This is a genomic window from Moorena sp. SIO4G3, assembly GCF_010692305.1.
Lineage (GTDB): Bacteria > Cyanobacteriota > Cyanobacteriia > Cyanobacteriales > Coleofasciculaceae > Moorena > Moorena producens_A.
On sequence record NZ_JAAHIG010000091.1, the window covers coordinates 1 to 21,564 of the forward strand.

26 protein-coding genes and 1 pseudogene are annotated in these 21,564 nt (G+C 43.4%); 8 read left to right on the forward strand and 19 right to left on the reverse strand.

Translation table 11 applies throughout. The features are described 5' to 3' along the window. A partial coding sequence (locus F6J99_RS17655; protein WP_293114035.1) for a hypothetical protein occupies positions 1-211 on the forward strand: 211 nt, incomplete at its 5' end. Here the strand turns inward: F6J99_RS17655 and trxA are convergent. From trxA to F6J99_RS17670, 3 genes are all read right to left on the reverse strand, one after another. Then, the gene (trxA, locus tag F6J99_RS17660) at positions 208-555 is read right to left on the reverse strand and encodes a thioredoxin (RefSeq protein ID WP_293114036.1); all 348 of its coding nucleotides are present in this window, start codon (positions 553-555) and stop codon (positions 208-210) included. The two genes, F6J99_RS17655 and trxA, sit on opposite strands and share 4 nt — an antisense overlap. A 265-nt stretch (positions 556-820) precedes the next feature. Continuing rightward, positions 821-1,477 carry a peroxiredoxin-like family protein gene (locus tag F6J99_RS17665; protein ID WP_293114037.1) on the reverse strand — a complete coding sequence of 219 codons (657 nt, stop codon included), beginning with the start codon at positions 1,475-1,477 and terminating at the stop codon, positions 821-823. A gap of 104 nt (positions 1,478-1,581) precedes the next feature. Continuing rightward, the gene (locus F6J99_RS17670) at positions 1,582-2,163 is read right to left on the reverse strand and encodes a TetR/AcrR family transcriptional regulator (RefSeq protein ID WP_293114038.1); all 582 of its coding nucleotides are present in this window, start codon (positions 2,161-2,163) and stop codon (positions 1,582-1,584) included. A 152-nt stretch (positions 2,164-2,315) separates the two neighbouring features. Here F6J99_RS17670 and F6J99_RS17675 point away from each other — a divergent pair, with 152 nt between their 5' ends. Beyond that, the gene (locus tag F6J99_RS17675) at positions 2,316-3,176 is read left to right on the forward strand and encodes a M15 family metallopeptidase (RefSeq protein ID WP_293114039.1); all 861 of its coding nucleotides are present in this window, start codon (positions 2,316-2,318) and stop codon (positions 3,174-3,176) included. Positions 3,177-3,654: 478 nt separating this feature from the next. Next, a complete protein-coding gene (locus F6J99_RS17680) occupies positions 3,655-4,323 on the forward strand; it encodes an ATP-dependent Zn protease (protein ID WP_293114040.1) in 669 nt (222 codons plus the stop codon). Positions 4,324-4,337: 14 nt separating this feature from the next. On the opposite strand, the gene F6J99_RS17685 is transcribed toward F6J99_RS17680, so the two are convergent. From F6J99_RS17685 to F6J99_RS17700, 4 genes are all read right to left on the reverse strand, one after another. After that, complete coding sequence (locus tag F6J99_RS17685) at positions 4,338-4,475, reverse strand: hypothetical protein (RefSeq protein WP_293114041.1); 138 nt, start codon at positions 4,473-4,475, stop codon at positions 4,338-4,340. Next, positions 4,462-4,710 carry a hypothetical protein gene (locus tag F6J99_RS17690; protein ID WP_293114042.1) on the reverse strand — a complete coding sequence of 83 codons (249 nt, stop codon included), beginning with the start codon at positions 4,708-4,710 and terminating at the stop codon, positions 4,462-4,464. The genes F6J99_RS17685 and F6J99_RS17690 overlap by 14 nt, the downstream gene beginning before the upstream one ends. Positions 4,711-4,718: 8 nt before the next feature. After that, positions 4,719-5,930 (reverse strand): transposase, encoded by a 1,212-nt coding sequence (locus F6J99_RS17695; protein ID WP_293114043.1) that lies wholly within the window; start codon positions 5,928-5,930, stop codon positions 4,719-4,721. A gap of 129 nt (positions 5,931-6,059) precedes the next feature. Then, positions 6,060-6,470, reverse strand: a complete 411-nt coding sequence (locus F6J99_RS17700) for a class I SAM-dependent methyltransferase (protein WP_293114044.1) — start codon at positions 6,468-6,470, stop codon at positions 6,060-6,062. A gap of 431 nt (positions 6,471-6,901) precedes the next feature. Between F6J99_RS17700 and F6J99_RS17705 the strand changes: the two genes are divergently transcribed. Further along, positions 6,902-7,525, forward strand: coding sequence for a hypothetical protein (locus F6J99_RS17705; RefSeq protein ID WP_293114045.1), 624 nt, complete (start codon positions 6,902-6,904; stop codon positions 7,523-7,525). A gap of 314 nt (positions 7,526-7,839) precedes the next feature. On the opposite strand, the gene F6J99_RS17710 is transcribed toward F6J99_RS17705, so the two are convergent. Beyond that, positions 7,840-8,427 (reverse strand): Uma2 family endonuclease, encoded by a 588-nt coding sequence (locus F6J99_RS17710; protein WP_293114063.1) that lies wholly within the window; start codon positions 8,425-8,427, stop codon positions 7,840-7,842. A gap of 75 nt (positions 8,428-8,502) precedes the next feature. On the opposite strand from F6J99_RS17710, the gene F6J99_RS17715 reads away from it, so the two are divergent. Further along, the gene (locus F6J99_RS17715; RefSeq protein ID WP_293114046.1) at positions 8,503-8,835 is read left to right on the forward strand and encodes a hypothetical protein; all 333 of its coding nucleotides are present in this window, start codon (positions 8,503-8,505) and stop codon (positions 8,833-8,835) included. Between the two features lie 4 nt (positions 8,836-8,839). Here F6J99_RS17715 and F6J99_RS17720 read toward each other — a convergent pair whose 3' ends face one another. The 9 genes from F6J99_RS17720 to F6J99_RS17760 all read right to left on the reverse strand — a co-directional run bounded on the left by F6J99_RS17720 (position 8,840) and on the right by F6J99_RS17760 (position 18,322). Beyond that, the gene (locus tag F6J99_RS17720) at positions 8,840-10,792 is read right to left on the reverse strand and encodes a WD40 repeat domain-containing serine/threonine-protein kinase (protein ID WP_293114047.1); all 1,953 of its coding nucleotides are present in this window, start codon (positions 10,790-10,792) and stop codon (positions 8,840-8,842) included. A 31-nt stretch (positions 10,793-10,823) separates the two neighbouring features. Further along, positions 10,824-13,220 (reverse strand): heavy metal translocating P-type ATPase, encoded by a 2,397-nt coding sequence (locus F6J99_RS17725; protein ID WP_293114048.1) that lies wholly within the window; start codon positions 13,218-13,220, stop codon positions 10,824-10,826. 366 nt (positions 13,221-13,586) lie between these two features. Continuing rightward, the gene (locus F6J99_RS17730) at positions 13,587-14,261 is read right to left on the reverse strand and encodes a glutathione S-transferase family protein (RefSeq protein WP_293114049.1); all 675 of its coding nucleotides are present in this window, start codon (positions 14,259-14,261) and stop codon (positions 13,587-13,589) included. A gap of 279 nt (positions 14,262-14,540) precedes the next feature. Further along, a complete protein-coding gene (locus tag F6J99_RS17735) occupies positions 14,541-15,881 on the reverse strand; it encodes a cytochrome P450 (RefSeq protein WP_293114050.1) in 1,341 nt (446 codons plus the stop codon). A 306-nt stretch (positions 15,882-16,187) separates the two neighbouring features. Continuing rightward, positions 16,188-16,409, reverse strand: coding sequence for a hypothetical protein (locus F6J99_RS17740; RefSeq protein ID WP_293114051.1), 222 nt, complete (start codon positions 16,407-16,409; stop codon positions 16,188-16,190). A 551-nt stretch (positions 16,410-16,960) separates the two neighbouring features. Further along, positions 16,961-17,182 carry a hypothetical protein gene (locus tag F6J99_RS17745; RefSeq protein ID WP_293114052.1) on the reverse strand — a complete coding sequence of 74 codons (222 nt, stop codon included), beginning with the start codon at positions 17,180-17,182 and terminating at the stop codon, positions 16,961-16,963. 191 nt (positions 17,183-17,373) lie between these two features. Beyond that, positions 17,374-17,661: an addiction module antidote protein gene (locus F6J99_RS17750; protein WP_293053072.1), complete on the reverse strand. Its 288-nt coding sequence runs from the start codon at positions 17,659-17,661 to the stop codon at positions 17,374-17,376. Between the two features lie 9 nt (positions 17,662-17,670). Beyond that, complete coding sequence (locus F6J99_RS17755; RefSeq protein WP_293114053.1) at positions 17,671-17,961, reverse strand: type II toxin-antitoxin system RelE/ParE family toxin; 291 nt, start codon at positions 17,959-17,961, stop codon at positions 17,671-17,673. A gap of 124 nt (positions 17,962-18,085) precedes the next feature. Beyond that, positions 18,086-18,322 carry a hypothetical protein gene (locus F6J99_RS17760; RefSeq protein WP_293114054.1) on the reverse strand — a complete coding sequence of 79 codons (237 nt, stop codon included), beginning with the start codon at positions 18,320-18,322 and terminating at the stop codon, positions 18,086-18,088. 60 nt (positions 18,323-18,382) lie between these two features. Between F6J99_RS17760 and F6J99_RS17765 the strand changes: the two genes are divergently transcribed. Then, positions 18,383-19,360: a F510_1955 family glycosylhydrolase gene (locus tag F6J99_RS17765; protein WP_293114055.1), complete on the forward strand. Its 978-nt coding sequence runs from the start codon at positions 18,383-18,385 to the stop codon at positions 19,358-19,360. Here F6J99_RS17765 and F6J99_RS17770 read toward each other — a convergent pair. Beyond that, positions 19,316-19,453 (reverse strand): hypothetical protein, encoded by a 138-nt coding sequence (locus tag F6J99_RS17770; RefSeq protein WP_293114056.1) that lies wholly within the window; start codon positions 19,451-19,453, stop codon positions 19,316-19,318. The two genes, F6J99_RS17765 and F6J99_RS17770, sit on opposite strands and share 45 nt — an antisense overlap. Before the next feature lie 116 nt (positions 19,454-19,569). Between F6J99_RS17770 and F6J99_RS17775 the strand changes: the two genes are divergently transcribed. Together F6J99_RS17775 and F6J99_RS17780 are read left to right on the forward strand one after the other, a co-directional pair. Continuing rightward, positions 19,570-19,713 (forward strand): hypothetical protein, encoded by a 144-nt coding sequence (locus F6J99_RS17775; RefSeq protein WP_293114057.1) that lies wholly within the window; start codon positions 19,570-19,572, stop codon positions 19,711-19,713. 15 nt (positions 19,714-19,728) lie between these two features. Beyond that, a complete protein-coding gene (locus tag F6J99_RS17780; RefSeq protein ID WP_293114058.1) occupies positions 19,729-20,028 on the forward strand; it encodes a PepSY domain-containing protein in 300 nt (99 codons plus the stop codon). Between the two features lie 40 nt (positions 20,029-20,068). Here F6J99_RS17780 and F6J99_RS17785 read toward each other — a convergent pair. Next, positions 20,069-21,496 (reverse strand): annotated as a pseudogene (locus tag F6J99_RS17785) (transposase). Positions 21,497-21,564 lie beyond the last annotated feature (68 nt).

Genomic DNA, 21,564 nt, shown 5'->3' on the forward strand with positions numbered 1-21,564 from the left:
TACCCATCACCCATTACCCATTACCCATTACCCATTACCGATTACCCATTACCCATTACCGATTACCCATTACCGATTACCCATTACCCATTACCCATTACCCATTACCGATTACCCATTACCCATTACCGATTACCCATTACCGATTACCCATTACCCATTACCCATTACCCATTACCCATTATCCGATAATCCTATGTTACCTCCTTAAACAGAAATGAGATTAGTTAGGGCATTAATTTTTTCAACCAGAGTAGGTTTACGCACAAGACCTTCAAACCTTTCAACTACTTTACCTTGGTTGAAAAACAATAGGGAAGGAATTGCTTCAATGTGATAGTTGCTGGCTAGTTGTTCGTAGTCATCAACATTTAATTTGCCTACTTTGACAACTCCATCAAATTCTGTAGCTAATTCAGAGACGATTGGATTCATTACCCGGCAAGGACCACACCATGGTGCCCAAAAATCTACTATGACTGGAATGGAGCTGTTGAGGACTTCGGTTTCAAAGTTATCGTAAGTTAGGGTTATATATTTGGCTGTTTCTGACATAGTTCAATTTCTCCTAAACTAGGAATGACTGTTGACTGTTGACTGAAATATTGATGAATTCAGCATTATTAATTTGCTGGATGAAGAGGGTGTATCCCATATTTGCTGTTTGACGCGGTGGTGCGTTACGGGCAGCAACCTAACAAGGCGCGAAGAGGTGGAAAATGAGTGCTAGCCCGCCCCTAACGCACCCTACACAACAAGGTGCTGGTAGTGTCGTAAGCATTCAGCCGTCAGCTAATGCTTACGATTTTGATTGAGCTACTTATACGGCTACAGCCAGGGTTTGTAATGCGCTGACAATCTCTTCTGGGTCAAGTCGCTTGGTGTAATCTAGGTCAACGAAGGCATGGGTGATGATTCCATGGGGATTAATTACATAGCTGGCGGCTATGGGTAATTCAAAGGTTTCATCGCCGTTGTGGGCAGGTAAATCAATGCCAAAGCTTTGGTAAACTGGTCGGAGTTCTTCTGGTACGGTGAAGACTAGACCAAACTCTTTGGCAATCTTATTCCCAACATCGCTGAGTACTTCAAAGGTTAGGTGGTTTTTTTCTGTAGTGGACAGGGAATTATCTGGAGTTTGAGGGGAAATAGCAACTAGGGTTGCACCTAATTTCTGAATTTCTGGTAAGAATTGCTGCAATGCTCGTAATTCTAGGTTGCAGTAAGGACACCACTGACCCCGGTAGAAGGAAATGACTACGGCTCCGGTGGCTAGTAGGTCTTGCAATTCTACCAGTTTACCGACGGCATTAGGCAGGGTAAAGTTAGGGGCTTTGTCGCCAACATTGAGGCTATTGTCTACAATGCCAGAATTAGCGAGGTCTTCCCCTGCTTTTGCCATGATGGCTTTGGCTTCTTCTGGTAGCTTAGCGCGGAGCTGGGTATTTAGGTTAATCAAGTCTTGGCTTAAGGTCATGATCTCCTCCTGGTTAGATTATATTTGAACAATCGTTCCAATTAAGAGTAAAAAAATTTACTCTGTCAATTTACTCTGTCAATTTACTCTCTGAATTTACTGTCTCAATCGAGAACGGAAAGTATGACCTTGACAATAGCTCTTAGGGTTTCTGGGTCTGGGTTGACTTTGGAGATAACCCGCAACCCTTGTATACTACTGGTGAAATATTGGGCTAATGCCTGAAGGTCATGGTTGGTTGTGATTTCCCCTTGCTCCCTTGCTGTGGATAAGGCTTTTTTAAAAGCGTTTTCCACTGAGCGCAGATTAGCAGCAATCCGGGATAAGGTCTGTGGATCGTGGGGACACAGTTCAACAGCGGTGTTGGTGAGCAAGCAGCCTCGATGGTCTTTATCGTCTACAGCCCCTTCGATGAGGTTGTAGAAAAAGTCGATAATGGCTTGCTTTGAGGCGGTGGGGGCTTGTAGGGATGCGATCGCATTTTTAACACAAGTATCATTGTAATGAGCGATCGCAGCCAAGAATAGGGAACGTTTGTCACCAAAGGTGTCGTATAGACTGCCTCGGTTAATCCCCATGCTTTTGACCAAGTCCTGCATTGAGGTCCCTTCATAGCCATAAAGCCAAAAGGTTTCCATGGCTTTTTCTAGAACATCTTCTGGGTCAAAGGTTTTGTGCCTTGCCATCACCGTTGCTTAACTCGTATGTTTACTATAACAATTCTGGAACGATTGGTCAAGTAATCCAGTTGCTTCCCTGACACTGCTGGGATTTTCAGTAACCATAGGTATGTCATAAATAAATGTAATAATTTGGATGTCAGTGCAGGAGTGGACTATTGAATAACCCAGGTCTCCCGGGCGAACCAGCAAACCTTTCTGAGGTAACAGAGGTAGTAGTAGATGATATTCCCGAGGCAGTAAGGGATAGACAGGATATTAAACCCCGGTCTCGTTGGCAGGTCACCTTACTAATTATTGGACTATTAGCAATAGGAGGAATCGCCTTTAGCCTGATTCCAATGGAACCAACTCCTGAAGCTCAGTCGAAGTCTGGTGAAGCAACATCGACTCAAAGTCAGACAGAAGCTAGTTCACAGAGTCCCCAAGGGAGTCTAAACACTAGGGGGAATGATGGTGATAACATTCTGGGACACTTAGCCTACTCTGAAGTGCTAAGCTCACAACTGCAACCAATTACCCGTGATGGCCGGATTAAACTGGAGGCTGCAGCAGCTCGGAAATACAAAGCAATGGCTGCAGCAGCCAGGAGACAGGGGGTAATCCTAGTGCCAATTTCCGGCTTCCGTTCGGTGGAGCAGCAAAAGTACCTGTTTTTTCAAGTCAAGGAACAGCGAGGACAGGTGGCTAGTAAACGGGCTGAAGTAAGTGCTCCCCCTGGCTACAGTGAGCATCACACTGGTTATGCGATTGATATTGGGGATGCCATGGCACCAGCTACCAACGTGAATCCTGAGTTTGAGAATACGGCAGCCTTTAAGTGGTTGGAAAAGAATGCGGCTTTCTACAGCTTTGAGTTGTCTTTTCCTAAAGACAATCCCCAAGGAATTAGTTATGAGCCTTGGCACTGGAGATTTGTGGGAGATACCAAGAGCTTGGAAACGTTCTACAAAGGTAAGAAACCTACTCCTGCTCCTTCTCCTCCATCGCAAACACCAAAGTTTGAGGACGAAGTATGAAGGTTGTCTGCCAGAATGTAGAATTAAGAATTAAGAATTAAGAATGTAGAATTAAGAATTAAGAATTAAGAATTAAGAATTAAGAATTCTACATTCTTAATTCCAAAAAGTTGTTCGCCTTTGGCGTTCGTTGTAGGCTAGGTTAGCTGGTTGAATGGGATCGGGTGGCATTTTTACCAAGGTTTAAATATGAAGGATGAAAGGCTTGGATACTTGTATCCACAGTAAAAAATTCAATTAATAATTAAAAAAGTCTCTCATCATGTTTATATAAAGATGAGAGAAAAAAAATGTTCATAAATAGATAGTAGGTAATATTCCTAATATTTATCGCTTTCCTGTTCCCTACTCCCTATGCCCTGTTCCCAGATCCGCTGTTCCCAGATCCGCTGTTCCCTGTTCCCTATTCCCTACTATTTACAATTGTTCAAACAAACATGATATAACTAACAATGAACGAACAAGTAACCAAGGACAAATGCAACAAATTGCGCTGAATTTAATTGCTATTGGTGTTTTTGGCATGACCCTTTCGGTTTTGCTAGGACCACTGTTGAATATTTCTCCGGCAATCCCTGCGGTAACTACTTTTGGTGTCTTGAGTCTTGTTACCCTAGATGGCTTCAGTTTCAAAGGGAAAGGGTTAACGCTGCTGTTAGATGTATTGGCGAGTACGAATCCTGAACATCGTGGACGAATAATTCGCCATGAAGCGGGTCATTTTCTGGTGGCTTACTTACTTGGTATTCCAATAACTGGTTACACCTTAAGTGCTTGGGAAGCTTTGAAGCAGGGACAACTGGGTAATGGTGGTGTGACCTTTGATACTGAAGCACTATCGGCTAAGGCTTCTAATCTTCGGGAAATGCGATTAACCTTAGATCGATTTTGCACGGTTTGGATGGCAGGCATTGCTGCGGAAACTATAGTCTATGAGAATGTTGAGGGCGGAGCAGAAGACTGCGAAAAACTCCGAGATGCTTTGGAAGGGTTAGGTTTTTCTGCTAGTGAGTACTCAGTGAAAGCACGATGGGCTGAGCGTCAGGCGACTAGTATGATTAGTGAACACTGGGAATCTTATGAAGCACTGGTGGCTGCTATGGAAAAACGGGCATCTGTGCCAGAGTGCTGTGAGGTAATTCAATAACTATAGCGCTTTAGTTAGGGAGTAGGGAGTAGGGAGTAGGGAATCGGGAATCGGGAGTCGGGAATCGGGAGTTGGGAAAGAGAAGGAGGTGTGGTAGGTGATCGGAGGTGTGGAGAGAGGGAATTATGATTATAGTTATTAAGGTTTTTCAAAGATACTTAGCACAACGGGTCCGAGGAGATGGTGATGTCCTAAGCATGACAAACCGGCTACCTGGCCAAATTCTTCCCGTTGCTGTCGGCTATAGAAACGAATGCGGTTAGGAGAAATTGGTAAAGACTTTTTTCGCTTTCTAACAGTATAGTCTACTAGGTAATAATGTCCTTTGGCTTCCAGTACCCGGCTAACTTCTGAGAACACTTGTTGAGGATTGAGGTAGTTTGACACTCTCCGCCCTAGAAGGACGGGGATTCTTTGCTCAACGACCCGTCTTGCTCAACCAGACCGGAGTCAGGAAGAGTAGAGGACAGATCTCCCAAAGCGTTCAGATCATGGATCCTAGTTCCGGTGTGCCCCACCGTACTTAAAGCTCTCTTAAGAATGTTGATGGCTGCATTGTGGTCTCTGTCTAATTGACAACCACATTTGCAGGTATGAGTTCGAGTTGACAAAGATTTTGTGACAACTTCACCACACTGGGAACAATTCTGGCTGGTATAAGCAGGATTAACTGCAACCGTTATCCGACCAAACTTAGTACCAAAATGTTCCAACCATTTTCTGAATTGATACCAACCTGCATCATTAATAGACTTGGCGAGACAGTGATTTTTCACCAAATTCCTAACTCTTAGATCTTCGTAGGCGACCAGGTCGTTAGACCAGATTACGCAACGTGCCAGTCTTTTGGCATGTTCTTCACGTTGTCTACTTATTCTAAGATGCTGCCTACCTAGTCTATCAATGGCTTTCTTTCGGTTAGCAGAGCCTTTCTTTCTTCGGGATACTCGGCGTTGATAAAACTTTAAGCGCTTTTCACCTGTTCGGTAAAATCGTGGGTTAGGTTCAGTTTTTCCCACGGAATCAGTGTAGAAATCCTTTAGTCCAACATCTAAACCGAGGGCTGTTCCGGTTGGCTCCAGCTCTTGCGTTATGTCAACTGAAACACAAAACTGAACATAATACCCATCAGCCCGCCGGACTATGCGAACCCGCTTAATTTGCTTCTTATCAAATCTCCACAAGTCCCAAGTACCCTTGAGCTTGAGTTTCCCTACCCCTTTCTTGTCACTGAAGGTTATTGACTTTTTGTCAGGGGACAACTTCCAACCGGACTGTTTGTACTCAACTGAGCGGCAATGCTTTTGAAACTTAGGAAAACCCTTTTTTCCAGGTACTTTTTTCTTGCAGTTGTCGTAGAAACGGGCGATGGATGACCAGGCTCTCTCAGCACTGGACTGACGAGCTGTGGAGTTCAAATCATTGGCAAAGGGGAACTGTTTGGCTAAGACCTTGCAGTATTTACTGAGGTCATACTTTCCAATCCCCTTGTTATCAATCCAGAGCCTGATACAGCTGTTACGGATGAATTTTCCCGTCCGAATAGCTTCATCAATGGCTGAGTATTGGTGTTTTTTGCCGTAGGCTTTGAACTCTAGGACAATCATCTGGTATCGACCTATCCCGATATTGTTTTATAATACCACGCCTAGCGACAAATTTTGGAAGTTTCTAGAATATTTTCCTCACGGCGGCTCAAGCCGCTGCGTTCACGAAGTGTCGCCTACGGCGAGCCTTCATCCTCGGTCTAAAGACACGGGGCTTTCGGCTTTGGGGGATTTTTGTAAAAAGCTGATGGTATTAAATACTGCTTCAAATTCCCTGTCAGCAAAGGGGAGAAATTCAGCATTGCCTTTTCTATAGATTATTCGCTGCCGATGCTGATTTTGCTGTCGGGCTTGAGCGAGCATTTTAGTCGATAAATCTACCCCAGTGCCTCGAAGATTGGGAAACTCTTGAGCAAGGCGATTAAGTAAACGACCTGTGCCACAGCCAAGGTCTAATACATTGGGCTGATCTGTGAGTTCTATATACTCTAACAGCCGTTTATGGAGTGCCTGATAAAATACTGTGGTGAACAGGATGTCGTAGTTTGGTGCCCACAGATCAAAAAACTTTTCTTTTGTGCTAAAAAAATTACTAGTCATTATCAAGGTTGAAGGGTTGAAGGTTGAAGGGTTGAAGGTTGAAGGGTTGAAGTTTGAAGGGTTAAAGGATGAAGGGTAAGAATTTAGGTGGGGAGGGTTGATAAAATCGGTAAATTCGGTAGTATGACGGCATGAGCCGAACACCGAAACCCCACAAACTAGCTCCCAAAGAACTCAAGCAACTGACAAGGGAGCAGTTGCTCGGAATTATACTAGAGTAGCAAAAATAGAAGAGGAATATCTACGGATACTTTCACTAATCCGAAAAAATCTTAATTTAATGTTAACTCAAGACTAATCACGCTTCTTTCATGAAACGATTCAGTCATGGATCTAGTAGCATCTACTGTGCCGGTTCAAACACCCTATATATTTGGGAGCGCAGTAGTGCCATAATGATTCCCTGTTAACTTGAAAATTCTGGAATAAAAATGCTGAAAAAGCTAACCTTTGTATTGGTAGCGATACTTTGTGTATTCTGCACATCTGTTTCTGCTGCCCATGCCGACGACACCCACGACACCATAAAATATGGTAATCGATATCATATTGAAAATCTATACCAGTGGACAAATGGAGGTTATTTGGATACAAAAAAATATTGTGAATTTGGCCTATGTGTATCTACTTCTACGAGTTCGAACCGCGATCAAGGTAGTGGCACATGGATAATAACATCTGCAAATGGGAAAGCCAATGGTACTGATGTTGTGAGCGGAGATGTCGTTTATCTCTATAATGGATACAAAAATAATACTGGAGGATATCTATATGATAACGAGGGGAGCAAATTGTTGAATCCAGCGGTCTCTACCCTTTATAGTAGCCAAGAATACCTGATAGACGATTATCAGGAGACAATTAAATGGAAGTTAACCAATGGTGGTGGCGGACCCATTAAAGAATTTGATTCATTACACATTGAAAGTACTCAACGCGGGTTGTATTTGGATACCAACGGTTATGGTTGTGACGGCAATCACCTATGCGTACTCTTCACCGACGAATATGATCGGGATCAAGAATCTACTATTTGGCGATTCATTAGTGAATAGCTTTAGTTAAGTAGTTATAGCGTTTGTATCTAGGTTGTAAACACACTTCTTGCTGAAAAAGGCAAGAGGGGCAAGAAATCCGGAGTTTTATTGGACAATAAAAAAGACCTCCTAGGTTTACATCTCAAATACAAACGCTATAGGTAGGGTGCGTTCGTAACGCACCCAAACAGAAATTATTTGTGACCCTGATTAGGCTACTATAGCCCTAACCCTAAAGTTATTTTCATTGATATCATCAGCTTGAACGACTTGGGATAATATACATAGTTATTGGTGCAACAGCTTAGCAAATTTAATAATTAATCAAAACATTAGTCTTGATTAAGTTGAAAATTTACCCCCTCGTAAATATCTGGAAAAGAAACGCTTAACTCTAAGGAATTTAGAGAAATAACGGAATTTTCTGATTCATACTCAGTGAACTGCCATTGATTGGTAGCAGTTTTATTATATTGCAGTAGACGATACTCACTTTGTTCGATTAGAATATATTCTTTGAACTCTGAGATGGAACGATAGTATAAAAACTTATCACCTTGGTCATAGTTTTTAGTAGAGTTTGATAAAACTTCGACAATTAACATTGGGTTCATTACTGTATTTGTCCCCTTACCTGTGTAAACCGGTTCGCCCTGAATCACCATAACATCTGGATAGGTATACTGACGGTAACGAGGTATCCACAAACGCACATCACCAATATAAATTTTGTACTGTTTTCCCTTTAAACCGAGTTTGAAAAGGGTAGCAATATTAAGGGCAATTTGATTATGATTGGTAGTGCCACCAGTCATTGGTATAATTTCTCCATCCCGATATTCACTCTTGTATTCTGCTGTTTCTTCTAGTTTTAAATAATCTTCTGTAGAATAATAGTTTTGTTGAGCTTTTAGTTGCATCGACATTTAAAATTTTCCTTTGTTATTCTGTTTACCGTAAGTATAATTTATAATTATTATTTATTAATCATCCGATTGCCTTTTGCCTTTTGCCTTTTGCCTTTTGCCTTTTGCCTTTTGCCGATTGCCGATTGCCTTTTGCCTTTTGCCTTTTGCCGATTGCCTTTTGCCTTTTGCCTTTTGCCTTTTGCCTTTTGCCGATTGCCTTTTGCCTTTTGCCTTTTGCCGATTGCCTATTGCCTTTTGCCTTTTGCCTTTTGCCTTTTGCCGATTGCCTTTTGCCGATTGCCTTTTGCCTTTTGCCTTTTGCCTTTTGCCTTTTGCCTTTTGCCTTTTGCCTTTTGCCTTTTGCCGATTGCCGATTGCCGATTGCCTTTTGCCGATTGCCTATTGCCTGTTGCCCCCTAGCTACCTAGCGCCAAATCTTGATGGTGTTGTCGAAACTACCACTGGCAAGAGTTCTATTATTCGGACCAAAAGCAAGAGCATGAATGGTGTCTGAATGACCGTTGAGTGTGCCAATTTCTTGAGTTGCATCAACATCCCATAGCTTTATAGTAGTATCTGCACTACCACTAGCGAGGATTTTTCCACGACGGTCAAATGCGATCGCATAAACCCAACCATTATGTCCGTTGAGGGTGGTAATTTCCTGGGCAGTGCTAATATCCCAAAGCTTGATAGTACCGTCAGCACTAGCACTGGCTAGGGTCTGTCCATTGGGAGTGAACGCGATCGCAAGCACCTGGTCTGAATGCCCTTCAAAGGTGTGAATTTCCTGACCACTTAAGGCATCCCACAGCTTTATGGTAGCGTCAGCACTACCACTAGCAAGGATTTTTCCATCTGGCCTAAAGGTTACTGAATGAATCAATGATGAATGTCCGGTCAGAGTAGTGAGCTGCGTAAGGCTACGAACATCCCAAAGCTTAATGGTGCCATCACTACTGCCACTGGCAAGGTGGTATCCTTGGGGGTGAAAGGCAATGGAATTAACCTCACCGGAATGCCCTGTGAAGGTGAACATCTCTTTACCAGTACGGACATTCCAGAGTTTGATGGTGTGGTCAGCGCTACCACTGGCAAGACTCCTGCCTTTAGGACTAAATGCTACAGCACGTACTTCAGCGGAATGCTTAGAAAACCAACCTCCAAAGGTCAGGATTTCCCAAGCTGTGTTCAACTCCCACAATTTGATAGTTTTGTCCCTACACCCACTGGCTAGGGTACGTCCATCAGGGCTAAAGGCCACAGAATAAATTTCATCGGAATGACCTTTGAGAGTGGTTGCTGCAAAAACGATAATCCTGGGATTACCTCTTGGTGGCCTAGAGTTAGGTTTTAGATTAGTTTTACCAGTGGATTTGGGAGTTAGTTGATTACGGCGCAATGGCCCCCAGGTCAGACCAGCTTCGGTTTCTTGGGTGATTCCTAAATCGTCCATCACTGCGATCGCGGATTGATACCTGAGCTTGATGGAACTCTGAATCATTTTGTCTAGAATCCGACTCAATTGTCTACTGACGGGATTATTGACCAAAAAATCCCGCCAGACAAAGCCATTTTCCATCGGATCGTATAAATTAAATGGCTGAGTTTGGGTCAATAAATGAATGCAGGTGACCCCTAAACTATAGATATCACTGGCAAATACTGCTTTACCAAAGATTTGTTCGGGAGCCGCATAACCAGCACTACCAATAGTTGTGCCAGTTTTGGCTAAGGTAGTGGCTGTGGCATACTTGGCTGCACCAAAATCTACCAATACCAGCTCTGGGGGAGTGATAACTCCAAAGCCAGCACTGGGGCGGAGGATACGACGACGAATGATATTCTCTGGCTTGATATCCCGATGAATTACCTTACCTTGGTGGATAAAGTCGAGCACTGGTAACAACTGACTCAGGAGTCTACGAATCTGACCTTCTCGGAATGGTTCAGTTGCTGCCAACTCTTGAGCTAAGTTTTGCCCATGGATAAATTCCTGAACTATGTACCAGTGATGATCTTGTTCAAAATGGGCGAAGAGTTCAGGAATCTGGGGGTGTTTGCCCAACTGTTCTAAGCGCAACGCTTCCTGGTGAAATAATTGAGCAGCTCTGGTAAGATGATTGTTAACTTGATGGTTAGCTTGATTGTTAGCTTCATGATTACCTTGGGGGTAAAATTGCTTAATCACACAGTAGGATTTAGAGGCTTTTCCCTCGTCGATGGCCAAAAGGGTTCTGCCAAAGCCTCCTGCTGCAATCAGCTTAAGAGCGCGGTATTGCTGTCCTAACAAGAGTTTAGTGCCGCAAGTTTGGCAAAACTTGTTGCCATCAGGATTGTAAGGCTTAGGGCAGTTGGGATTGAGACAGTAGCTCACAGAAACAACTGGTTAGATTATTTCTATTGTTTCATAACCCAGAAATGGGCTTAAAATTCCGTAAGCGCAACGCATTAGTTACCACAGATACTGAACTAAATGCCATCGCTGCACCAGCAATAATGGGATTGAGTAACCAGCCAAACATCGGGAATAACACACCAGCCGCAATCGGAATTCCTAGTACATTGTAGATAAAAGCAAAAAATAGGTTAGTGCGAATAGTGCGGAAGGTAGCACGACTTAGTTGAATGGCTGTAATGATACCTTGTAAATCTCCCGAGATTAGGGTAAGGTCAGAGGCAGCGATCGCAACATCAGTACCTGTACCAATGGCAATCCCCACGTCTGCTTGAGCCAGAGCTGGGGCATCATTAATCCCATCCCCTACCATTGCTACAGTTTTGCCTTCTTTTTGGAGAGTAGAGATCATGCTAGCTTTTTGATCTGGTCGGACTTGAGCAAATACCCGATGGATGCCAACCTCGTATGCGATCGCATCAGCAGTTTGTTGATTATCTCCCGTTAGCATTACTACCTCTAATCCCAACCGCTTCAAGGCTTTAACCACCTCAGCTGAAGCGGGTTTGAGGGCATCCGCAATGCCCAAAATGCCTTCAACTTTACCATCAACTGCGATCCAAACTACCGTCTTACGGCTCGCCTCCCAATCCCCCTGATAGTCTGCTAAAGACCGATTCGGTTGCACTGTCACATTTGTTTCAATCCCTAATTCTTCCATCCATCGTTTTGTCCCAATCTGTACTAATCTCTTACCCTTGAGTCCATCATCTGTCAGTTCGGAAGAGAATAGGGGATGATCGTGATCAACAATTGCCTGTACCCCACTGCCAGCAACAGCAGTAAAATTCTCTGGTGTTGGTAACTGCAATTTTATTCCCTGAGATTGGGCATAGCGCACCACTGCTTCAGCTAAGGGATGTTCCGAATGACTCTCTACCACTGCCGCTAGTTGCAGCAAGTTGATTTCATTGCTGCCGGTAAAGCTGCCCAGTTCTGACGAGGAGTCATAGATGCCTCCAACTGTAATAAAATCGGTGACCGTAGGTTTCCCTTCCGTTAGGGTTCCGGTTTTATCTAGCACGATAGTTTGCAGTTGATGAATCAATTCCAGACTCTCGGCATTTTTAATTAAAATCCCGTTTTCTGCGCCTTTACCGGTTCCTACCATCACTGCGGTTGGAGTAGCTAGACCTAAAGCACAGGGACAAGCAATCACTAACACTGCCACCATATTAATCATGGCTAGGGTAGGATTTCCCGTGGTCATCCACCAAACCCCAAAAGTGACCATTGCGATCGCAATCACTACGGGCACAAACCACCCTGTCACCTGATCCGCTAAGGTTTCAATCGGTGCTTTAGACCCTTGAGCCTGGTGTACTAACTTAACAATCTGTGCCAGTACGGTATCTTTCCCGACCCGAGTCGCCTGGAACTGGAAGCTACCGGTTTTATTAATCGTTGCTCCAATCACTTCATCCCCCGGCTGTTTCTTGACCGCAACACTTTCTCCTGTGACCATGGCTTCATCTACAGTAGAAGCCCCTTCCATAACTATGCCGTCTACCGGAATAGTTTCTCCTGGACGCACTAATACCACATCCCCAACTTGCACCTGAGCCAAGGGAATATCCTGGGCTTGACCATGGCGAATCACACGAGCGGTTTTAGCTTGTAATCCGATCAACTTACGAATTGCTTGAGATGTCTGTCCTTTAGCCCGGTGTTCCAGCAATCGCCCTAGCAAAATCAGGGTAATCACTACAGCAGTGGTTTCATAGTACACAGGGAGAGTTACCCCTTGGGGTAGGAAAGATTTCAAAACAACCGGGGGTAACACAGTGGGAAAAAGAGAATAGACATAGGCAGCACTAGTCCCAAGGGTGACTAGAGTATTCATATCTGCTGTTTTGTGTTTCCAGGCTTTCCATGCTCCAGTCAAAAAAGACTGTCCACACCAAAACAGAACCGGTGTGGTTAATACCAGCTGTAGCCAAGGGTGATGTAACCAAGATGGAATCCAGGGGATAGATAATCCTGTCATCATCGGTAGTGAACCAATCACTAAGACAGTACTAAGCACCGCACCGACAATGAATTTTCGTTTCAGGTCAAGGGTTTCGGCTTGACGTTGCCATTCGTGATCATCAGGCTCATTACTGATATCCTCGATCAGGAAAGCTTGGTAGCCAGCATCACTCACTACCTGTTGAATCAGTTTGGTTAGTTGCTGGTTAGTTTTTTTGGAGTTAGTTTCCTCGGTATCGTAGGTAATACTAGCTTCTTCTGTACCAAAATTGACCCTGCACTCTACCACACCTGGAACCCTTTGAATTAGGGTTTCAATGCGTCTGGCGCAACCAGCGCAGCTCATTCCTTGTAAACGAAAGCTTTGTTGTTTCATGATTTATCCTCACCCTATGGTTAAAGGATAAACTCTCTAGTCGAGTGGAGAGTCAAGGGTATTAGTGTTAGTGGGTCAGCTCTCAGTGGTCAGCTCTCAGTTGTAAGCATTCAGCTATCAGCTCTCAGTTGTAAGCATTCAGCTATCAGCTCTCAGTTGTAAGCTCTCAGTTATTAGCGATTAGGTCTCAGCTTTTGAAGAAAACAAGTAAGCATTGGTTTAATAGTCACGAAAGTCACAGGCTATAAGCCTGTGCCACAAAGCTGAACGCGCACGCATGAGCCTTTAGGTGGCGGCTGACGGCTGATAACTGATAACTGATAGCTGATAGCTGATAGCTGATAGCTGATAGCTGATAGCTTACATTTACTTTGTCTTATTTCCCCCAATCAGTTCACGAGCACGCAGTTTTACCAGAACTTTGATTCGCCGCTTGAATTCTTCAAAATCCTCTGCACTCATGTCTGTTTTCTGCCATGGTTCCCGTTGCATCAATCTTTTAAACCACTGATCCATGTTAGGATAATCAGTAAGATTAATCTCTAACTTCGGCAATAATGATATTGCTGCTCCAGCAACGATATCTCCTAAGGTTAACTGGTCCGAAGCAAAGTAAGGGCTGTTTCCTAATAACTCGGAGAAAAATTTGAGTACTGTATCTAGCTTCTGCTTGGCTCGTGTAAATTGTGGTGAATCTTCCTTTTGACAGATGAGTTGAACTACTGGGGAAAATAGCTCATTAGCAGTCAACAATTGTACCATGCGTACCTTGGCTAATGCCTCTGGTGAAGTTGGCAGCAGCGCAGGTGTGGGGTATTTGGCTTCCAAGTAGTCCATAATTGCCAAAGATTCTACTAACCGCAAACCGTCATCTTCCAGAACGGGAATGTGATGAAAGGGGTTAATTTCTAAAAACTCTGGTTGAAATTGATCGCCATCTAATTTAACTAATACTGTTTCAAAGGTAAGGTTTTTTTCTAGTAACGTGAGCCAGACACGACGAACATTGGGCGAGAGGGTATTGTAGTAGAATTTTAGCATCGATTATTTATCCTGAAGTTTACCTTTGAAGTTTAGCTTAAGTTGATCGAAAAAAAGGGTTGCAGTTGCTTCGTACAAGGTAAAGTGAGTTGTGAACATTGTTTGATAGTATTTAAGCTCAAACAAATAGCTAGTGCAAAGGTAAGGTATAGAAACTAAGAGACTCACTACACTCTTAGTTTCTTCGCCTATCCTACAAAGCGTTATAGATATAGACCTTGGTCAGGGAAACTTCCGTAACTCCTATTAGTTTTGCTTGTCCTCCACTAGCTTATTTACTTAAGAGCCTACTCTACGGCTAAACTTAACCTTAAGTCCATCCCGGGGATGGGGAGTTGGAATCACCACCATTTCTAAATCTTGATCTGGCACTAATTTCCAGTCATAATCCCGGAGCAATTGAGCCGCGAAAATCTTCATTTCTAATTTGGCAAACTCCCTGCCTAAACATTCCCGTAAACCACCTCCAAAGGGGATATATCCAAAGGTTTTTTGTTTATCTTCTGTCCTATCTGGACTAAACCGATCTGGGTCAAAGCGTTGATGATCTTGATAAATTTCCTGATTTTTGTGGGTTTCGGTAATTTGGCACAGTACAGTCCAACCTTGAGGAATCAAGTAACCGTTAAATTCAAAAGACTGAATAACCTTCCGAAACAGACCACTAACCGGAGGAAGTATGCGCAGCACTTCTTTGAGCACTTGCTCTAGATAGGTCATCTGCTTGAGATGTTCCATGGTTAGGGGTTCTGAACCAGAAAACTGCTGTTGTTCAGCACGGAGATGGGCAACAACATCTGGATGCTGCGCTGTCAACAGACAAAAGGATGCGATCGCAGAGGTTAAGGTTTCGTGACCTGCCCACAACAACAGAAGCACTTGGTCTTTGATTTCATCCAAACTCAAGGAATTCCCCTGGTCATCCTCGGCTTGTAACAATAATCCTAAGGCGTCCTCTCCGGGATTTTTCTGTTGCTGTCGCTGTTGGACAATGGTTTCGATATAGGTCAGCAATCCTTGACGAGCACGCAGTGCTTTACCAAACCTTGTCCAAGGTAAAGAGAGCGGGATACTGAACACTCCCTCAGAAAAGTTATTAAATAGTTGAGCCAGAGGGGTTTCGGAACCGCCATCAGTTCCCATCAGCAAGGTACTAGCGATCTCAAAGGTATAGTCCTGCAGTTGAGGATACCAGGTTAAAGTTCCCATCTCTTCCCATTTCTTGAGATAGTTGCTAGTAATGTTGGCCATGGTGGGAATATAACTAGCTAATGCTCTCGGTTGAAACGCCTGGGACATTAACTTGCGGCGCTTTTGGTGGAAAACTCCAGTTTGGTTGGCCAGTGAGGCGGCTCCAAGTAAGATTTGCGTGCTTTTGGGCCAGATAGAAGCAACATACTGATTTTCATTCGTAAACAGAAATTGATTCGCTTCTGCAGTATTCATCGTCACCGCAGGACTACCAAAAATGTGGGTTTTGTAGATGCGCCCATACTTTTCTGACCGCTTTTTGTGGAAATTTCGATCCGTTAAAAAGCTGATGGTCTCACCGATAATGGGTAAACAGACATTACCAGGGGGCAATGGAAGCGATCGCATATCTTGAGTAGTGGTTTCCATGGAAATAGGCAAGCTGCAGGGTCAAGACTTATTATCTCTTGCCTGATCCAGGGTAAACCCATCTTATTTTGAAATCCCTACTGGAAGGGAACAGCGGATCTGGGAACAGGGAGTAGGGAGTAGGGAGCGGTGCGACCCGTGGCGAATTTAATTCGCCTACGGAAAGCGCACGCCCTGGGAATATGGCATCAAAATTCTCTCAATTCCTACACGGATTGCTATATAACTCTTGTGCTAGATCTAGGGCTGTCTTGATGTCACCACTCCTGACGCAAAACTATTTAATCATGGAGTTATACACCAGAATTATTCATCAAGGTGCTGCCTAATCTCTTCGATGGAGATACCTGCACCAGGTTTGACATTGGCGGAACGTTGATCAAGAAAATTCATCAGAGCCAGATTCTGACGAGTTAGTTTAATTTCCTCCTCAAAATCCTCTTCTTCACCAATCTCAAACACGTGAGCAAGGACTGGCTTACCTAATAAAATATTGGGATTGGAATCAATGTATTCTCTCCAATTCATAATGATTATTTATTGAAATATATTGATAGTTAACTATTTTAAAGCATTTATCCATTCGGCGATGTACTTTAGAAAAGGGAGCAGTAAGTCGGGATTTATAAGATAGAGTGTGAATTTTTTTTGATAACTGATTAATCTCCAATTTAAATAAAAAAAGCTTAGCTATTCTATCATATAAACTGTTTTTTTAATCTTACATATTTACTGCTATATAAAAAGTATCAAATAAAAAATACTATAAATAGTATACATGATTTAGTTCATAAATGGCTAAAAAAAATAGTTATAAATAAATGTAAATAATTTTAATTAACCCTTGCATTTTTTTGAAGAGTTATGTATAGTATAGAAGGTGACGACTGAAACTAATAGCTGCGCTGGTAATAACTGTTAACCACGACCAGCGCAGCTTTCCTCCCTCCTAAAAAGGAGTTATTTCCATAATGCCAAAAATATCAGGATCATCAATCCCGGTTGGGTGCATCCCATTTTTACGGTTTGACCCGATAGGTGCTATGGCCATCTTGGTGGAACGGGCATCTTGCCTGTTATCAATATTTGCGAGCGGGCAGGATGCCCACTCTACTGCTACCAAAAATGTGGGTTTTGTAGATGCGCCCATACTTTTCTGACCGCTTTTTGTGGAAATTTCGATCCGTTAAAAAGCTGATGGTCTCACCGATAATGGGTAAACAGACGTTACCAGGCGGCAATGGAAGCGATTCGGCTTCGCCGACACTACGCGAACGCATATCTTGAGTGGTGGTTTCCATTGAAATAGGCAAGCTGCAGGGTCAAGACTGATTATCTGTTGCTTGATCCAGGGTAAACCCATCTTATTTTGAAATGCCTACTGGATATAATTCTTAATTTTGAAATCTTTTCTGAGTAACTTGGTTACCAATTGGTCTAGGAAGAAACGTTCTAACTTAGTCAAAAGACACAACAACAAAAATGCAATACTTCATATCGGAGTAGCCCGCAACCGTAGACCAAGTGCCTGTATTACCTTTAGAACAGTTGCTAACTCTGGATTACTTTCCATCGACAACGCCTGATCAATACTTTCATGGCCGAGACCCGTTTCGCGAGCAATTTGTGTCATTGCTTTGGAACGAGCAATATCCCGTAGAGCAGCCACTACCAAGGCAGGATCCCCATCTTCAAGAGCAGCTTCGAGATAGGCAGCCATATCTTCTTTTGTCTCCAGATGTTCTGCCACATCCCAGGGATGGGTTTTGATGTTGGTCATGACCATCTCCTATAACTTTTGTGCTAGATCTAGGGCTGTCTTGATATCCCGGTCTTGGGTGCGCTTGTCACCACCAGCAAGGAGGATTATCAAGGTACTCCCGCGCTGCACGAAATACACTCGGTAGCCAGGTCCATAGTCAATACGCAGTTCCGAAACTCCTCTTCCCACTGGTTTCACATCACCGGGGTTGCCCATCGACAAACGACGAATACGAATATCAATACGTGCCCTTGCTTGTCGATCGCGCAAGCCACTGAACCACTTGGAATAAGCTTCGGTCTGCCGGATTTCGATCATGGCTTGTATCCTAAGGGATACAGAAAGACAAAGAATGTCTAACTAATATTTTAAGATATTGTAGCTCGCCACTCCTGACCGACAACTCCCAAATAATGGAGTTATACACCAGACCTATAATACATTAAAGAACCTTTGCTTGCCCAAACCGGAGATTATCAGCAACAACCATAGCTAAACAAACCCCAGAAGCAGCAACTACGCCATCACCATCAAAGCAGCTTGGTCTAGAATCGGTATCAGTAGCAATAACTCTTCCTGTGGCAACCGCTACAGTTTCCGAAGCAGCAACAGTGGATAGTAAAACGTTAACTACCAGAACAGAAATTACCAGTCCAACCCTGGGATTGGGAGAATTCATCTTAGGATTACTGGTGGTAGGGCCACTTGTACCCGCTTCAATCAAGCAATTGATGTATAGATGAATGTAGAGATAAACGATATGGTTAAAAATTGGTTTATTTACAGTATTGTCGCTATTACGGTGATGGGTTGTCAACCCACCACAATTAAAACTAATATCACTCAGTCAACCATAACAGGAGTGACCAATGATGTCACCAATAACAACATTATTCTTAGTGATGCTCCTGAGAAGTGGTGGCAGAAGACTAATATTCACGCTATGGCTGTTAGTCCAGAGAATCCGGAAATCCTCTACGTAGCCACCCATCATGGCTTATTGCAGCGTTCTGAGGCAGGGAAATGGCTGCAAGTTGGCAAAACTCGTTCTAATTTCACCAGCTTTGTGGCTCATCCCAAGGATAGCGAACGCTTTTATGCTAGCTTACATCCACCATCGGGAGGCAAGCTCGGTTTTCTGACTAGCTACAATAAAGGGCAACAATGGCAGCTCAAATCCCTGCTCGGGGTAGACTTTCTGACTTTAGCGATCGCACCAGCTAACCCGAAGGTAATTTATGGATGGGCGGTTTCTGGAAAACAAGGGTTGTTGGGTTCAAAAGATGGTGGCAAAACCTGGAATCAATTACCAGGGCAGGGACTGGAGGATATTCCCCATAACTTAGTAGTTGACCCGCGCAATCCTGAGCACCTATTTGCCGCTACAACTCTGGGATTATTTGAGAGTAGGGATGGTGGAAAAAGCTGGATTTTAGTCCCCAATTCTCAAGAGTCCCTGGTTGCTAGTCTGGCTCTGAAATCCGAAGCAGAAAAGACAGTAATTTATGGATTTCACATTCTTTCAGAAGACTCCGGAGGATTCTTTAAAAGTACCGATGGGGGTAAGACTTGGGAAGCCATAAGCTCAGAAACAGGAGACTTATTTTTGTATATGGCGATCGCCCCGTCTAATCCCGAATTCTTATACGCTGCTAATGATAAGAATGGGATATTACAATCCAAAGATAGCGGCAAAACTTGGCAACCATTGTTTTAATACTATTCCCATAGAAAAGGGAGTAGGGAGTAGGGAGTAGGGAGTAGGGAGTAGGGAGTAGGGAGTAGTGAGTAGGGAATCAACAATTATCACAATTCATTTAGGTACCCTATAGAATTTATCTTACTCTTATATTAATCTAATATAGCCTTGATCATAGCTATGATGTACACATTATTTTGTCCCTCTTGCCTCTTGCCTCTTGCCTCTTGCCTCTTGCCTCTTGCCTCTTGCCTCTTGCCTCTTGCCTCTTGCCTCTTGCCTCTTGCCTCTTAACTGTTCCCTGCTCCCTGCTCCCTGCTCCCTGCTCCCTGCTCCCTACAACCCAGATTTTTGTACTTAAAGTGCCCTGATAATTGATAATTACTATGGCTATTAATAGATTCCGTTTACGTCAATTGCACGCTTGGTTTGCCCCAATTATGATATTGCCAGTGTTGTTGACTGTGATTACCGGTTCCTTATTTCAGGTGGCAGTTCTTACTGATAAAAGTAGTGAATTTATTTGGCTTTTGGATCTGCACAAAGGAAAATTTGGTGCTATTAACTTACAAATGATTTATCCGTTTCTCAATGCCTTTGGTTTATTAACCTTGGCAATTACAGGTATTTCTATGTGGTTTCAGACTCGGCGACGGGTTATAGGGCAGCGCTCACGAAATAGTTGACATCTCCCCCAGCTGAAGCACGAGGGATTCTTAAAGGTTGTTACGTCGCAGGGTGAACCCGTGCGACTTCACTCCTTTTCCTGTACGATCTAGACACAGACTTGAACAGATCGTATCGGTGTGGGACTGCCAATGATCCCCTACCTACCTTGGTTAGGTCAATTCCTAACTGTGCAGCTACTTTTTTTGCAATATTTGCGGCTCCGTTGCAATCGGCATTCACCAGGTGACCTTTGGAGGACTTGTACAGACCACGTTTTACCCTTTTCCCAGACGGTTTCCATCCTTTGGGTTTTTCACCATGAAATGGGAGGCTGTCGTCGTCAAGGTAAGACGCTTTACTGGTATACGCTTCTTCGGTAATCGTTAATTTTATTCCATATTCTAAGCAGAGTTGCTTCAGTCTTTCGATCACTCTCTTGGTGGGGATAACTACGAAGTTCTGATTCCCTCGTCTCCCCATATTTGATGAATCTTTTTGACGCTCGTTCCAACCAATAATCAAGTTTCCAATGCGATCATTGAGACAGCGGTTGATAATGAACCTAGCCGCTTTGTTGATCGCATCTCGGATTTGATTGTTGCGTTTTCGCTGAATCCGTTCGCGTAGCGTCGCCTGAGGCCTCAGGCCACGCTACGCGAACGGCGAATCAAGGTTGCTATCCCAGTAAAAATCAGGCTTTCCGGCTTTGTATTTTGCCACTAGACGGGCATAACCTTGATTCATTGACTTGAGCTTACGACCATCAATAATCAGACTCTTTCCATGGGTCGAAACTCCAGTTAGCCAGTTGTCGCCGCCATGATCGAAACTCCATGCCTGTGCATAATCCAGGTTAGGATTATGCTCAATTCGTTGTTTCCCGTCATCAATTACCCAGTCAATCCATAATTGTCCCAGATTAGGACGAACAGTTACCTCCTTAACCCAGTCTGGATCTATAAACTCTGGGGGTTCTAAAGATATTTCTGTTAAAAGTTCTGGTTTGGTTTCTTTGCTAATAGATGGGTAAAATAAACCGTTTTTGTAAGTTAAAGCTTGTCGGGGAAAAGTAACAGCAGCTAGACCACCTTTCTTTCTATACCTTAAAAGTCTTGGTCTATCGACTTGGCTTTTATAATACAGTCCAACCAATTGGTTATAACTGCTGATTGATTCTGCTATAGATTTTAACGTTTGCTGCGCGGACTGGGCAGCCATAGCTTTGTAGTGGGGATTTTCTTTGAGTTCTTTGCACAACTCAGCGTATTTTGTACTGCATTTATACGTTTTCCAGCCGTACCTAAGATTGTCCTCTCTCCAGTAAGTGGTAAAAGCTTCTGGTTGTTGTTCAAGCCAAATATAATGTTTTTGTTTGGCGTAATATACCGCACAATTCCATAAACTATTAGCCTGGTTGCACTGAAATAGCCAAAAAGCGTTTTCTTCATCTGAAAATGTCGCTTTCAATGGAATTGTTTTGTACATTTATCACCTCCTTATAGATATCATAGCATAGGTTAAAGACTAAAGTTTACCTTTTTCAGGATACGACT

Coding starts and splice junctions, on each gene's coding strand:
- trxA (WP_293114036.1), bottom strand. CDS start 555: ATGTCAGAAACAGCCAAATATATAACCCTAACTTACGATAACTTTGAA.
- F6J99_RS17665 (WP_293114037.1), bottom strand. CDS start 1,477: ATGACCTTAAGCCAAGACTTGATTAACCTAAATACCCAGCTCCGCGCT.
- F6J99_RS17670 (WP_293114038.1), bottom strand. CDS start 2,163: ATGGCAAGGCACAAAACCTTTGACCCAGAAGATGTTCTAGAAAAAGCC.
- F6J99_RS17680 (WP_293114040.1), top strand. CDS start 3,655: ATGCAACAAATTGCGCTGAATTTAATTGCTATTGGTGTTTTTGGCATG.
- F6J99_RS17695 (WP_293114043.1), bottom strand. CDS start 5,930: ATGATTGTCCTAGAGTTCAAAGCCTACGGCAAAAAACACCAATACTCA.
- F6J99_RS17700 (WP_293114044.1), bottom strand. CDS start 6,470: ATGACTAGTAATTTTTTTAGCACAAAAGAAAAGTTTTTTGATCTGTGG.
- F6J99_RS17705 (WP_293114045.1), top strand. CDS start 6,902: ATGCTGAAAAAGCTAACCTTTGTATTGGTAGCGATACTTTGTGTATTC.
- F6J99_RS17710 (WP_293114063.1), bottom strand. CDS start 8,427: ATGCAACTAAAAGCTCAACAAAACTATTATTCTACAGAAGATTATTTA.
- F6J99_RS17725 (WP_293114048.1), bottom strand. CDS start 13,220: ATGAAACAACAAAGCTTTCGTTTACAAGGAATGAGCTGCGCTGGTTGC.
- F6J99_RS17730 (WP_293114049.1), bottom strand. CDS start 14,261: ATGCTAAAATTCTACTACAATACCCTCTCGCCCAATGTTCGTCGTGTC.
- F6J99_RS17735 (WP_293114050.1), bottom strand. CDS start 15,881: ATGGAAACCACTACTCAAGATATGCGATCGCTTCCATTGCCCCCTGGT.
- F6J99_RS17740 (WP_293114051.1), bottom strand. CDS start 16,409: ATGAATTGGAGAGAATACATTGATTCCAATCCCAATATTTTATTAGGT.
- F6J99_RS17745 (WP_293114052.1), bottom strand. CDS start 17,182: ATGGAAACCACCACTCAAGATATGCGTTCGCGTAGTGTCGGCGAAGCC.
- F6J99_RS17750 (WP_293053072.1), bottom strand. CDS start 17,661: ATGACCAACATCAAAACCCATCCCTGGGATGTGGCAGAACATCTGGAG.
- F6J99_RS17755 (WP_293114053.1), bottom strand. CDS start 17,961: ATGATCGAAATCCGGCAGACCGAAGCTTATTCCAAGTGGTTCAGTGGC.
- F6J99_RS17760 (WP_293114054.1), bottom strand. CDS start 18,322: ATGAATTCTCCCAATCCCAGGGTTGGACTGGTAATTTCTGTTCTGGTA.
- F6J99_RS17765 (WP_293114055.1), top strand. CDS start 18,383: ATGAATGTAGAGATAAACGATATGGTTAAAAATTGGTTTATTTACAGT.
- F6J99_RS17780 (WP_293114058.1), top strand. CDS start 19,729: ATGGCTATTAATAGATTCCGTTTACGTCAATTGCACGCTTGGTTTGCC.